Annotated in this window: 14 protein-coding genes; 9 read left to right on the top strand and 5 right to left on the bottom strand. The window is 40.1% G+C overall.

What is annotated here, in order from left to right:
• Positions 1 to 47: 47 nt before the first annotated feature.
• On the bottom strand, positions 48 to 1,001 hold the full coding sequence (gene corA, locus X781_RS09975) for a magnesium/cobalt transporter CorA (RefSeq protein WP_025236728.1): 954 nt from the start codon (positions 999 to 1,001) through the stop codon (positions 48 to 50).
• Between the two features lie 329 nt (positions 1,002 to 1,330).
• Between corA and ubiE the strand changes: the two genes are divergently transcribed.
• From ubiE to hemB, 7 genes are all read left to right on the top strand, one after another.
• Positions 1,331 to 2,119: a bifunctional demethylmenaquinone methyltransferase/2-methoxy-6-polyprenyl-1,4-benzoquinol methylase UbiE gene (gene ubiE, locus X781_RS09970; RefSeq protein ID WP_025236727.1), complete on the top strand. Its 789-nt coding sequence runs from the start codon at positions 1,331 to 1,333 to the stop codon at positions 2,117 to 2,119.
• A 2-nt stretch (positions 2,120 to 2,121) separates the two neighbouring features.
• Positions 2,122 to 2,751, top strand: a complete 630-nt coding sequence (locus tag X781_RS09965; protein ID WP_025236726.1) for a ubiquinone biosynthesis accessory factor UbiJ — start codon at positions 2,122 to 2,124, stop codon at positions 2,749 to 2,751.
• Positions 2,751 to 4,388 (top strand): ubiquinone biosynthesis regulatory protein kinase UbiB, encoded by a 1,638-nt coding sequence (gene ubiB / locus X781_RS09960; RefSeq protein WP_025236725.1) that lies wholly within the window; start codon positions 2,751 to 2,753, stop codon positions 4,386 to 4,388. Before X781_RS09965 ends, ubiB begins: the two co-directional genes overlap by 1 nt.
• A gap of 110 nt (positions 4,389 to 4,498) precedes the next feature.
• A complete protein-coding gene (gene tatA, locus X781_RS09955; protein WP_025236724.1) occupies positions 4,499 to 4,735 on the top strand; it encodes a Sec-independent protein translocase subunit TatA in 237 nt (78 codons plus the stop codon).
• A gap of 3 nt (positions 4,736 to 4,738) precedes the next feature.
• Positions 4,739 to 5,389 carry a Sec-independent protein translocase protein TatB gene (gene tatB, locus X781_RS09950; protein WP_025236723.1) on the top strand — a complete coding sequence of 217 codons (651 nt, stop codon included), beginning with the start codon at positions 4,739 to 4,741 and terminating at the stop codon, positions 5,387 to 5,389.
• Positions 5,376 to 6,131, top strand: a complete 756-nt coding sequence (tatC, locus tag X781_RS09945; RefSeq protein WP_025236722.1) for a twin-arginine translocase subunit TatC — start codon at positions 5,376 to 5,378, stop codon at positions 6,129 to 6,131. Before tatB ends, tatC begins: the two co-directional genes overlap by 14 nt.
• A gap of 63 nt (positions 6,132 to 6,194) precedes the next feature.
• The gene (gene hemB, locus X781_RS09940) at positions 6,195 to 7,214 is read left to right on the top strand and encodes a porphobilinogen synthase (RefSeq protein WP_025236721.1); all 1,020 of its coding nucleotides are present in this window, start codon (positions 6,195 to 6,197) and stop codon (positions 7,212 to 7,214) included.
• Between the two features lie 76 nt (positions 7,215 to 7,290).
• Here the strand turns inward: hemB and X781_RS09935 are convergent, their stop codons facing one another.
• Complete coding sequence (locus tag X781_RS09935) at positions 7,291 to 7,980, bottom strand: pirin family protein (RefSeq protein WP_025236720.1); 690 nt, start codon at positions 7,978 to 7,980, stop codon at positions 7,291 to 7,293.
• Positions 7,981 to 8,184: 204 nt separating this feature from the next.
• On the opposite strand from X781_RS09935, the gene X781_RS09930 reads away from it, so the two are divergent.
• Complete coding sequence (locus X781_RS09930) at positions 8,185 to 8,850, top strand: 7-cyano-7-deazaguanine/7-aminomethyl-7-deazaguanine transporter (RefSeq protein WP_025236719.1); 666 nt, start codon at positions 8,185 to 8,187, stop codon at positions 8,848 to 8,850.
• Between the two features lie 80 nt (positions 8,851 to 8,930).
• Entirely contained in the window at positions 8,931 to 9,734 is an 804-nt protein-coding gene (gene map / locus X781_RS09925) for a type I methionyl aminopeptidase (RefSeq protein WP_025236718.1), read from the top strand.
• Positions 9,735 to 9,816: 82 nt separating this feature from the next.
• On the opposite strand, the gene X781_RS09920 is transcribed toward map, so the two are convergent.
• The 3 genes from X781_RS09920 to thiP form a co-directional block, all read right to left on the bottom strand.
• Entirely contained in the window at positions 9,817 to 11,241 is a 1,425-nt protein-coding gene (locus X781_RS09920) for a sucrose-specific PTS transporter subunit IIBC (RefSeq protein WP_025236717.1), read from the bottom strand.
• Positions 11,242 to 11,350: 109 nt separating this feature from the next.
• A complete protein-coding gene (gene thiQ / locus X781_RS09915) occupies positions 11,351 to 11,995 on the bottom strand; it encodes a thiamine ABC transporter ATP-binding protein (protein ID WP_025236716.1) in 645 nt (214 codons plus the stop codon).
• A complete protein-coding gene (thiP, locus tag X781_RS09910) occupies positions 11,992 to 13,566 on the bottom strand; it encodes a thiamine/thiamine pyrophosphate ABC transporter permease ThiP (protein WP_025236715.1) in 1,575 nt (524 codons plus the stop codon). The genes thiQ and thiP overlap by 4 nt, the downstream gene beginning before the upstream one ends.
• Positions 13,567 to 13,583: the final 17 nt, after the last annotated feature.

Here is a 13,583-nt window from a genome sequence, read left to right as displayed (position 1 = left end):
GTGAGAGAATAAGAAAGCCTATAGTTTATAAAACTATAGGTTTTCTTTTATAACCAACCCTTACGTTTAAAGTAAAGATAAGGAGCTGAGGCGGCGATAATCATCAAACCAATCGCCATTGGGTAACCATATTTAAAGCCCAATTCCGGCATAAATTCAAAGTTCATTCCGTAAGTGGAGGCTACTAAGGTTGCCGGCAGGAACATCACCGACACCACCGAGAAGAATTTCATAATGCGGTTCTGCTCAATATTGATATAACCCATTGCCGCTTGCATTAAGAAGTTTACTTTTTGGAATAATGACTCATTGTGCGGTTGTAGGGATTCAATATCTCGCATAATATCTCGAGCTTGCTCAAGCTGGTTATTCGGTAAGCGTGTTTTACGCAATAGGAAACTTAAGGCTCGCTGGGTATCCATCAAACATAATCGCACTTTTGAGCTGGCATCTTCAAATTCAGTTAAGCGAGAAAGTGCATCGTTAAAGTTATCTTTTTCTTGTTTACCGTCTAAAATCACACGGCTTAATTTTTCCAAATTCGCATAGACCTCCTCAATTACGTCTGCCAGCTGTTCGATTTTGGTTTCAAATAAGTCGAGCAACAATTCATAAGCGTTACTGTCAATTAATTTTTCACGGCGTGAACGCATACGATACAGGCGAAATGCCGGTAAATCTCGATCACGAAACGTGAATAAACGCCCATCACGAATAGTAAAGGCAACGGTAGCAATATCCGCATAGCCACCATCATCTAAACAATAAAAGAATGAGTGCAAGTGTAAGCCGTCTTCATCTTCAAAAAAGCGTGCAGAAGCTTCTAAGTCTTCTAATTCGTGTTCTTCAGCAAGGGTTTGGTCTAAACGGTTTTCTAACACGCTTCTTTCAGCTTCAGAAGGGTCGATGAGGTCGATCCATATTGCATCATTGAGCAGGGTTGGGTTAGTTTCATCAACGCTGACTAAGCGTGCGTTATCCAGTCCAAAAGCACGGATCATATTAAGCTCCGAATGGTTAGGAGGCTAGGACAAAAAGGAACAAAGATACTAGGCGAGTATTCCCGATCTTGTCGGTAATTTGAGGTTAGACAAGATAGGTTAAAGAGTTAAGTATCGACTATGACTGTCCAAAATGTGTAATCCTCAAGAAAAAATAATGTGCGAATGTTACAGAATTTAGGTTTTTTAGTCAAGTAAGCGGAGGTTTGCTTGGAAAATTGGCAATGCTACAAGCGGTGATTTTTTTGATGAAATTTGCAAATTATTAAGGAAAAATGACCGCTTTTTTGCTATGGTTACACCTAAATTTTAATGAAAGAGAATGAGCTATGAATAACGTTCAGCAACCAGAACAAATTGAAAAATTAGACCAAGCTACAGAAACCACTCACTTCGGTTTTAAAACCGTTGCTAAAGAAGAAAAACAGCAGCTCGTGGCGAATGTGTTTCACTCGGTGGCAGGTAAATATGACTTAATGAATGATTTGCTCTCATTTGGTATCCATCGTGTGTGGAAGCGTTTTACCATTGATTGCAGTGGTGTTCGTAAAGGGCAAAAAGTGCTGGATTTAGCCGGTGGTACGGGGGATTTTACCGCAAAATTTTCCCGAATTGTGGGCGAAACAGGCGAAGTGATTTTAGCGGATATCAACAGCTCAATGCTTGAAGTCGGGCGGGAAAAACTACGCAATTTAGGTGTAGTAGGTAATGTGAGCTATGTGCAGGCAAATGCAGAGTGTTTGCCGTTTGCCGATAACACCTTTGATTGCATTGTGATTAGTTTCGGTTTGCGAAATGTTACCGACAAAGACAAAGCCCTACGTTCAATGTTCCGCGTGCTAAAACCGGGCGGTCGCTTACTTGTATTGGAATTCTCAAAGCCGATTATTGATCCGATCAGTCAGCTTTATAATTTCTATTCTTTCAATATTTTGCCGAAAGTGGGTGAAGTGGTGGTGAATGATGCAGAAAGTTACCGTTATTTGGCAGAGTCTATCCGTATGCACCCAAAACAAGACGAGCTGAAAGTAATGATGGAAAACGCCGGCTTTGATAGCGTGAATTACTATAATTTAAGTGCAGGCATTGTGGCGTTACACAGAGGTTATAAATTTTAGCGATGTTAAATGAACTTAAACAACAATTGATGTTTCCTCAATTTGCTTTTGGGTTGATTGAAACGGCATTTAATGCGTTACTTAAACGCTCACCACATATTGAGCCTAACCTACGTAAATTAACAGGGAAAGTGCTTAAAACTGAACTAACTTCTCCCAAAATGGATTTTTTTATCCTGTTTGGTGAAAATCGAACAGATTGGCTAGGTAGCTATGAAGGCGAGCCAGATTGTTCTGTACAATTGGCGTTTGAAACACTCCCTAAACTGGCAGATAAACAAAAACTCACCGACTTAATCAATAATAAATCGCTCGTGATAAATGGCGATATTCAGGTGTTGCAACATTTCACCACGTTACTTGAGCAGTTAGAAAAAGACCCTGCGGAGTTGCTTTCCCCTTTTATTGGTGATGTATTAGCACAAACTTCAACCGATTTTGCGAAAAAGATGGCAGGTAAAATTAAATCTCAGTTCGAGCTAAATAACCAACATTTGGTTGATAATTTAATGCAAGAACGCCCTGTGCTCGTTCATCGCCTGCAAGCGGTGAATTTTTACGATCAGGTCGAAGAATTGGCACAACAAGTGGTCAAATTAGAGCAAAAATTCGCAAAATTAGGAATTCATTAATGCAATTTAAAAATATTCGGCGTTTTTATCAAATTATCCACACTTTTCTCCGCTATGGCATTGATGAAGCCATTCCTAATCTGCCGATTACCCGCAAAATGAAATTAGGGCGTAGAGCGTTGTTTTGGGTTAAAAATCAGCATAGTGAAAAACCTTATGGCGTGCGTTTACGTTTGGCATTGCAAGAGCTTGGACCGGTTTGGATTAAATTAGGGCAGATGCTTGCCACTCGCCGTGATCTTTTTGCTCCGGAGCTTGCCGATCAACTTGCCTTGTTGCAAGACAATGTAGAGCCGTTTGAGGGTAAAGTTGCTCGTCAAATTATGGAGCAAGCATTAGGTGGTTCTCTCGAAACGTGGTTTGAAAATTTTAATGAAACGGCGTTGGCATCTGCCTCGATTGCTCAGGTTCACACGGCAAAATTTAATCAAAATCAACCGCTTGCAGGCAAAGATGTGGTGCTGAAAGTGATTAGACCGGGCATAGAACCTGTTATCAAAGCGGATTTGGAGCTAATGTATAAAATTGCTCAACTGATCCCAAAATTATCAAATGATGGCAAGCGTTTGCGTGCGGTCGAAGTGGTTAGAGAGTACGAAAAAACAATTTTAGACGAGCTGGATTTACGCAAAGAAATGCACAATGCTGTTCGGCTGAGAGCTAATTTTGAAAACAGTGAAATGCTCTATGTGCCGGAAATGTACCAAGATTTCTGCCATAAAAATCTGATTGTGATGGAGCGGATTTACGGTATTCCTGTATCCAATATTGCCGAGCTTGAAGTAAATGGAACAGATATGAAATTACTTGCCGAACGTGGTGTGCAAGTGTTTTTCACCCAAGTGTTTCGTGATAGCTTTTTCCACGCAGATATGCACGCCGGCAATATTTTTGTCAGCCGTGAACATCCGCACAATCCGCAATATATCGGTATTGACTGTGGTATTGTCGGCACGCTAAACCATAACGATAAACGCTATTTGGCGGAAAGTTTTGTGGCGTTTTTTAACCGTGATTATCGCCGTGTTGCCTTAATGCACGTGGAATCAGGCTGGACACCGCCAGATACCGATATTGATAAATTTGAACAAGCTTTCCGTGAAGTCTGCGAGCCGATTTTTGCCAAGCCGTTGTCTGAAATTTCATTTGGACACGTTTTGCTGAATCTGTTTAATGTGGCTCGAGAATTTAATATGGAAGTGCAGCCGCAGTTGGTGCTGTTACAAAAAACCTTACTTTATATTGAGGGCTTGGGCAGGCAGGTGTATCCACAGCTCGATTTATGGCAAACTGCAAAGCCGTTTTTACAAAATTGGTTGAATGAGCAGGTGGGCGTAAAAGCGATGATTCGGGATATTAAGCAGCGTTTGCCGCAATATCGTGAACATTTTGCCGAATTTCCTGAGGCGATGTTTAAAGCCTTGCAGCAACAGAAACAGATCAACTTTAGATTGGCGGAAATTAATGAGAGTTTAAAAGACCAAAATTCAAGCAAAAATAGCCGTTTTATTACGCTGTCGATTTCGCTAATTGTGATCCTCGGCACATTTTGGAAATTTGAATCTTTGCCTCTGTGGCTGAGTGTGTCATTATTAACCATATTTCCGCTGGCGTTGATTTTGAGCCAACGCAAATAAGCGGTCGTTTTTTATAAATTTTTTGCAAAATCCCTTTTTTATATGTCAAAGTAACATATAATGAATGGAGTTTTACTTTATTTATTCCCAATTAAATGAAAGGAGTTTTTATGGGTGGTATTAGTATTTGGCAACTTCTGATTGTGGTTGCAATCATCGTGTTACTTTTCGGTACAAAGAAATTACGTACTTTAGGTTCTGACTTAGGTGAATCAGTAAAAGGCTTCAAAAAAGCAATGTCTGATGAGAAAAAAGATGCGGGATTTGATAACGTTGAAAAAGTTGAAGTGAAAGAAAGAGTTTCAACAGAGCAACAAACCGTTGTAAAAGATAAAGAGCAGGTTTAATTCGTGTTTGATGTAGGTTTTTCTGAATTAGTACTGATTATGATTGTGGGCTTAGTGGTACTAGGTCCAAAACGTATGCCGATTGCGATTAGAACCGTGATGGGCTGGGTGAGTACAATTCGAGGTTTAGCCGCAAACGTGCAAAATGAATTAGCTCAAGAACTTAAATTGCAGGAATTAAAAGACAGCATTAAAAAGGCGGAAGAGCTTAATTTGAGTTCCCTTTCGCCTGAATTGAGTAAAACCGTAGAAGATTTGAAAAACTCGGCGACTCAGTTGCAAGATTCGATTAATTCTGCAAAAAATGAGTTTGATAATAATGCTGCAACATCGGCAACAGTACCAAAACTGAGCGATGAGCAGGTAGCAGAAATCCAACAAAAAATTGAGCAGGAAAGCCAAGAGCTAGAAGCTCAAGAGTTGCAAAAAACAGTAGAAAATCAACCGCTTGCAGTTGATGATTTATCTGAGCAATTACCTGCTTCTAAAGCAGAAAGCGAATTATCGCCGGATGAAATTGCAGAATTAGCTGAAATGGAAGAAGCACTGGTGGATATGTCGGCTTACTACCCACCAGATGACGATTTAGCAACTCCGGCTACAACTACAACGGAAACAGCGAAGAAATCGGAGGCAGAGTATGGCAGAAGTTGATGAATCTCAACCGCTGATTTCGCATTTGATTGAACTCAGAAACCGATTATTACGTTGTTTTATTTGTATTTTAGTCGTTTTTTGTTGCTTAGTTTATTGGGCAAACGATATTTATACCCTATTGGCAACTCCTTTAACAGAGAACCTGCCTGAAGGTGCAACGATGATTGCAACCAATGTTGCAACGCCGTTTTTTACACCAATTAAATTGACCATTGTTGTGTCGGTGTTTTTGTCTGTGCCTTTTATTTTGTACCAAGTTTGGGCTTTCGTTGCCCCTGCGTTGTATAAGCAGGAAAAACGCTTAGTTTACCCACTATTGGTTTCAAGCACCTTGTTGTTCTACTGCGGTGTGGCTTTTGCTTATTATGTGGTATTCCCATTAGTTTTCGGCTTCTTAACCTCAACTGCCCCGGAAGGGGTAACAATGGCAACCGATATCAGTAGCTATCTAGATTTCGTTTTAACCATCTTTATGGCATTTGGTATCTGTTTTGAAGTGCCTGTGGCAATCATTTTATTATGCTGGGCGGGTGTAACTACACCTGAAGATTTAAGAGAAAAACGCCCGTATATTATCGTGGCTGCTTTTGTAATTGGTATGTTTCTCACGCCACCCGATATTTTCTCTCAAACCTTATTAGCAATCCCAATGTGTTTGTTGTTTGAAGTCGGTGTGTTGTGTGCCAAATTCTATCGTCCGAAAGACGATGATGACGCATCAGAGCAGGTTGCACAGTAATAATTTTGTTAAAAAAGGCATAGCACCTGTGGCTGTGCCTTTATTCTTTTTAGGAAATTTAAAATGCAAGTAATTCAATCTCAATTCCCTCTACGCCGTATGCGTCGTTTACGCAGACACGATTTTAGCCGCCGTTTAGTGGCAGAAAACCAATTAACTGCAAATGATTTAATTTATCCTGTGTTTGTGATTGAAGGTGAAAATCAGCGTGTGCAAGTGCCTTCAATGCCGGGTGTAGAGCGTTTAACTATCGACCAACTTTTAGTTGAAGCAGCAGAGCTTGTGAAATATGGTGTACCTGCTGTGGCTCTTTTCCCTGTGGTGGGCGATGCGAAAAAATCGCTAATGGCAGAAGAGGCTTATAACCCTGAAGGCTTAGCTCAGCGTGCAGTGCGTGCATTAAAAGCAAAATTCCCAGAGCTAGGTGTGATTACTGATGTCGCCTTAGATCCATTTACCACGCACGGGCAAGACGGCATTATTGATGAAACGGGTTATGTATTAAACGATATTACCACTGAAGTGCTGGTAAAACAGGCGTTATCACACGCAGAAGCAGGAGCAGATATTGTTGCTCCAAGTGATATGATGGACGGACGCATCGGCGAAATCCGTGAGGCGTTAGAGGCTAACGGTTTTATCAACACCCAAATTATGGCGTATTCCGCAAAATATGCCTCAAACTACTACGGTCCATTCCGTGATGCGGTAGGTTCTGCCGGCAATTTAAAAGGCGGTAATAAATACACCTATCAAGTTGATCCTGCGAATGGTAACGAGGGTTTACACGAAGTCGCAATGGATATTCAAGAAGGGGCGGATATGGTAATGGTAAAACCGGGTATGCCTTATTTGGATATGGTGTGGCGTGTAAAAGAAAACTTTGGTGTGCCAACCTTTGCCTACCAAGTTTCAGGCGAATATGCGATGCATATGGCAGCAATTCAAAACGGTTGGTTAAAAGAGCGTGAGTGCATTATGGAAGGCTTGCTCTGCTTCAAACGAGCAGGAGCAGACGGTATTTTAACCTATTTCGCGAAACGTGTGGCGAAGTGGTTATATGAAGATGCACAATCAAAATAATTGATGAACGACAAGCGGTTAGATTTGCAAAAAAATTTACAAATTTAACCGCTTGTATCTTATTTACACCCATTATTTATACTAAGTCAAACAGTAAAAATTCTACGTCGTCTTGAGCGTTAATTTCTAACAAGTTTTCTTGGCGAATGCCTAAGGCATCGCTTGTGGTTAGCTCAACGCCGTTTACAGTTAAATTTCCTCTTACTACTTGTAACCAATAGCTGCGGTTGCGGTTAAGCGTAACTTGCTCTGTTTTTGTTGTTGGGTATTGGTAACGCCACAATTTCATATCTTGATAAATTTTGAATGAGCCATCTTCTGCGTTTGATGAAAGAATCAACGTTGCCCCTTCTTTCGGTGCAAATTTGTCTTGGCTGTAGCGTGGTGTAACATTTTTTTGATTTGGGATAATCCAAATTTGGTAAAGGTGTAGCGTTTCTTCCGAAGATGGGTTTACTTCAGAATGGAAAATCCCAGTACCTGCCGACATAATCTGAAATTCACCGGCTTTCACTTCAGTTTTATTGCCCATACTGTCTTCGTGAGCGACACGCCCACTTAATACATAAGTTAAGATTTCCATATTGTCGTGTGGGTGCTTGCCAAAACCGTAATTTGGGGCGATGAAGTCCTCGTTAATCACGCGTAAATGGGAAAAATGGATATGCTTTGGATCGTAATAATTGGCGAATGAAAAAGTGTGATAGCTCTCAAGCCAATCGAAAGATCCGTTGCCACGTTCGTGTGCTTTTCTAAGTTGTAACATAATATATTCCTTATTTGTGTGTTTTGTTATGAATAGTTTACTCTGTTATTAAAATAGATAAATAGTGATTTTATAGATTGATTGTTTCCTATTGGTAAATAATTTGCAAAAAAGAACCGCTTGCATTTTCCTTAAAAAACGTTATGATTACGCCCCCTTGAGTTCCCTTACCTCAAGTTGTTGTTTAACTAAAAAGGATACAATATGAATCTTAATACTTACTTTTCGGACGAAAGCAAATTTCGTTCGCTGATTTTACTTTCCCTTTTCCACATTTTTATTATTACCATCAGTAACTATTTAGTGCAGATTACGTTTGAAATAAAAGTGCCATTTACTGATTGGGTGATTCCGACTACTTGGGGAACTTTCACTTTCCCGTTTATTTTCTTAGCTACCGATTTAACTGTGCGAGTGTTTGGGGCTGAGCTGGCTCGAAAAATTATTTTTCTCGTAATGTTGCCTGCGTTGCTTATTAGTTACATCATTTCAGTGTTGTTCTTTGAAACCGAATTTCAAGGCTTTGCTGCTTTATCTGAATTTAATCTTTTTGTTTTCCGAATTGCATTAGCCAGTTTTAGTGGCTATGTGGTTGGACAATTTCTGGATATTTTTGTATTCAACCGTTTACGTCAAGGCAAAAGCTGGTGGCTTGCTCCAATGTGTTCGACTATTTTCGGTACATTAATTGACACTTTCGTCTTTTTCGCAGTGGCGTTCTATAAAAGTAGTGATGAATATATGGCGGAACATTGGTTTACCATCGGGTCGGTAGATTATGCGTTTAAACTTTTTGTGAGTTTATTACTGTTCTTGCCGCTTTATGGTGTTGTATTAAATTTCATTATGAAAAAATTAGATTTGAAATAGAAATTATTCTGTGAGGGTTTGGGGATTATGTCGAAAAAAGGTATAATCCCCATAATTTTTTATATTTAGAGAACAAAACAATGAGTAATATTCCATTAAGAAATGAAGAAGAAATCCAAAAATTACGTGAAGCCTGCAAATTAGCCTCAGATGTGCTGGTGATGATCACGCCGTATGTTAAAGAAGGTGTGAGTACAGGTGAATTAGATAAAATTTGCCACGACTATATTTTGGCAAACGGTGCAACTTCTGCGAGTCTTGGTTATCACGGCTTCCCAAAATCAGTATGTATCTCGCTAAATGAAGTGGTTTGCCACGGTATTCCGAGTGATGATAAAAAACTGAAAAAAGGCGATATTCTAAATATTGATGTAACGGTAATTAAAGATGGCTACTATGGCGACAATTCAATGATGTATGTGGTAGGCGAGCCAAGCGTGCGTGATCAACGCTTAATGGAAGTTACTCAAGAATCCCTTTACATCGGCATTCGTACGGTAAAAGCAGGTATCCGCTTAAAAGAGATCGGCACCGCAATTCAAAAGTATGTGGAAAAAGAGGGCTTCTCTGTTGTGCGTGAATATTGCGGACACGGTATCGGCACCGAGTTCCATTGCGAGCCGCAAGTCGTGCATTATGCAGCAGACGATGGCGGTGTTGTGTTAAAAGAGGGAATGGTTTTTACCATTGAGCCAATGGTTAATTCAGGGAAAAAAGAGATCCGTTTAATGGGCGATGGTTGGACAGTAAAAACCAAAGACCGCAGTCATTCTGCTCAATACGAACATCAAATTGTGGTAACTAAAGACGGTTGTGAAGTGCTAACAATTCGTGATGAAGAAATTCAAGCCGGGCGAATTAGTCGTGTGATGCAAAATGTGTAAAATTTTGAGAAATAATGACTGCTTGTAATAGCAAAAGGGATTAAGTTTTAACTTAATCCCTTTTATTATCAGCTAGTTATAATTATTTTGCTTTAGCTTGTGCTCGTTTTACCCACACAGCTGAAATAGTGAATGCGACAACAAATGAAATCACCATACCTACAGAGTACATTGCAAGGCTATCCGGTTTGATTGATGGAATACCTAAGAAACCAGCCGCACCTAAGGCAATGGCTTTTACATTAAAGAATGCGATAAATGCACTTGCTAAACCTGAGCCGATCATTGCTGCGATGAACGCTTGGCGATAACGCAAGTTCACCCCGAACATTGCAGGTTCTGTAATCCCTAATAATGCTGAAATACCGGACGGAACAGCTAAGCCACGCACTTTAGCATCTTTCATTGCGAACGCCACACCTAAACAAGCCGCACCTTGTGCAATGTTAGACATTGCTGCAATTGGGAAGATGAATGTACCACCGGTTTGTGCCACTTCAGCTAATAATTGCGTTTCTACCGCAATAAAGGTTTGGTGCATACCGGTAATTACGATCGGAGCATAGAATGTTCCGAAAATTGCTCCACCGATAAAGCCTAAGCTGTCATATAACCAAGTTAAACCTGCTGAGATTGCTGAACCTGCTTCACGTCCGAATGGACCAATTACGGTAAATGCTAAAATACCTGCGATGAATAATGACATCATTGGCGTAACAAGGTTATCTAAATAACTCGGCACAAATTTACGGAAGGTTTTTTCAAGGGTTGCTAATACCCACGCAGAAATGATTGTTGGAATAACAGTGCCTTGATAGCCGACTTTTTCGATTTCTAAACCAAATACATTCCAATATGTGATTTTTCCTTCCATTAAGGTTTTTGCATAGTTCCAACCGTCCGCAAGTGCCGGGTGAACTAATAACATACCAAGAGCAGCCCCTAAGAATGGGTTGCCACCGAATTTGCGAGTTGCGGAGAAACCAAGAAGTACAGGTAAGAATACGAATGGTGCATTGGCAACGGTGTTAATGAAATCCACTAAATCTGCGATAGCAGGATAGCGGCTTACCACAGATTCACCTTCCCAGAAGAAGCCAACCGCAGTAAGCATTGAGTGAATACCCATTAACAAACCGCCCGCCACAATTGCCGGAATGATTGGTACGAAAATATCCGCTAAGCCTTTCACTAAGCGTTGTAACAACGGCTGATTTGCCGCTGCCGCCGCTGCAACATCGGAGGTACTCATATCTGAACCGCCCATCTGTTTTTGCATTTGGGCGTGTACTTCATTTACTGTGCCTGAACCAAAAATAATTTGGTATTGACCTGAAGTAGAGAATTGACCTTTTACGCCTTCAATATTTTCAATGCCTTCTTTATCAATTTTTGATTCATCAGCAATAGTTAAACGCAAACGAGTTGCACAGTGGGCAAGAGCTGTAATGTTTTCTTTTCCGCCTAATTTTGCAATCGTTTGCTCGGCAATTTTTGCATAATTCATAGTTAGTACCTTTTGTGTAATTGAACACCGATATTTTAACTAAAACGGTTTAGCTAAAAAAGGAAAGATTGAAAATTTTTCTAAATTTGTGATTAAGATCACATTTTTGCTAAATAGGGAAGAGATCAGAAATAATGTTCCCATTTGAAACTGTAATCACCCGATTAAACAAAAACAAACTTTCTTCTAATTGGTGAGTTACCATCAGCAAAGTTAAATTTCGGCTTTGACAAATTTCCAGTACGATTTGTTGCAATTCCTCTCTGCGTTTTGGATCGAGGGCAGAAAAAGGTTCGTCCAACAATAAAATCGGTTTATCACGCAAGAGTGTGCGAGCAAGTGCAACACGTTGCTTTTGTCCGCCTGAAAGTTGATCAGCTTGTCGGTGTAAAAATTCCTCAAGCCCCATTTGATGGGCAATTTGTTTGACTTGCAATTTCTGCTCTTCATTAAGTGAGAGGCTTGACACAAGGGCTAACCCAATATTTTGCTCTACGGTTAAATGTGGAAAAATATTGTTGTCTTGGAATAACATAGAAACGGGGCGTTGTGCTACTTCAGTGTGAGTATGATTTTCTTGATTTAAGAACAATTCGCCTTTTTCAGCTTTTTCAAATCCGGCAATTAGGTTGAGCAATGTACTTTTACCTGCACCGCTCTCACCAACTACCGCAATGCGTTCGCCTTTATGAGCGGAAAGTTGAAAGTGCATTTTCATCTGTTCATAAGTAAAGTGAAGATCAAGTTCTATCATATTTTGTCCTTTATACATAAAAACGGCAGCAAGGCGAATAACATTAGCATTAATGCAGTAACGGCGGCATCTTCGGTTCTGTAGTTTCCGAGTTGTTGATAGAGCAAGTAGGGTAGCGAACTAAAATCACGATTGCCAAAAAAGGCAATCACGGTGAAACTGCCTAAACTTGAAGAGAATGCTAATGCAAAGGCGGTTGCAAGCGGTCGAATTAGCTGTGTTTTTTCCACAATCCACCAGCGTTGAAAGCCTGTTAGCCCTAAGCTGTGAGCCAGTTTATCGTGGCTTGTTAAACTATTCCACATCGCAGAAAAGAGCATCGGGTAGATAAAAGGTAGCAACGTTAAGCCATTGCATACACCAACTAAAACTAACAACTCCGCTGGGGAGAGATTTTGATTCATCAGTAAAATAAATAAACCAACGGATAACAAAAAGATGGGGAGCACTAACGGATAAATTGCTACACTGCCTAAAATGCTGTGGGCGATTTTGGCTTTTTTATAAAGTAGTTGGCGGGCTTCTAAGGCAATAAGATAACTCACCCCAATCACGACAAAAGAGGCAATCAGGCTTAAAACCAAAGAGAACTGTGCCGCTTTCCATAATGCCGGATTGAGCAATCGCTCACTGAGTTTTGACACACTAATGCCAGCCCAAACCACGCTTACAAGCGGTAGAATTATTGCAAAACTTTGCAAAAAAATGACCGCTTGTAAAAGCAATTTTGCTACACCAGTGGGCTTTGGCTTCCAAATCTCTACTCGGTTAGGTTGTTGCTTCAGTTGCTTCAATGCTGAAGTAGACATTCGGCTCATCACAAATTGTAAGCCGATACCTACAACAAATTGTACCGCGATTAAGATAATCGCTTTTGCAAAATCAAACTCAAAAGTAACCGCTTGATAAATAGCCACTTCAAGCGTGCTGTATTTCGGGCTGCCACCGAGCATTAATACTATCGGAAAGCTGGTAAAGCAAACGAGAAATACTGTCATAAAAATATAAGGAAACAGCGTTTTGATAACAGGTATTTCTACAATATTGATGAAATTCCAGCCCTTTACATTTAATTGAGAGGCAAGTTGGAAACGGCTACTTGGGATAAGGTTTAATCCGCTGATGTAATATTTCATCACAAAAGGAATGTTGAATAAGCTGTGAGCAATAATAATGCCGTGTAAACCATATAAATTAAATTGCCATTCCAAGCCTATAGAGTGAAAAAATTGTGCCAGCCAGCCTGAATTGCCAAATACACCAATGACCGCAAAGATAATGACGAGTGAAGGTAATGCCCAAACAAAAGAGATGGTTTTATAAAGTGATTGCTTGCCTTTAAAGTCTAAATAGAAAAAAGATCTTGCTAAAAGACCGCCTAAAATAAGTGAAATGACGGCAGAAAGGATAGCTTGAAGCGAACTATAAGCGAGAATTTGCAGTACATCAGTACCGGAAATCAAAGTGTTGTTTTGTTGATATCCGAACAATGCCCATAAGCTAAAGCCATAAAGTGCAATAATGCCAAAGTAGATAAACCACGCTGTTGTTTTGGTTAATTTGCCAAGCATATTGCTCCAATGTTGAA

This window comes from Mannheimia sp. USDA-ARS-USMARC-1261 (genome assembly GCF_000521605.1).
In the GTDB taxonomy this organism is placed as follows: domain Bacteria; phylum Pseudomonadota; class Gammaproteobacteria; order Enterobacterales; family Pasteurellaceae; genus Mannheimia; species Mannheimia indoligenes.
The sequence above is the reverse complement of the archived record's forward strand: the minus strand, read 5'-3'. Positions and strand labels throughout refer to the sequence as shown.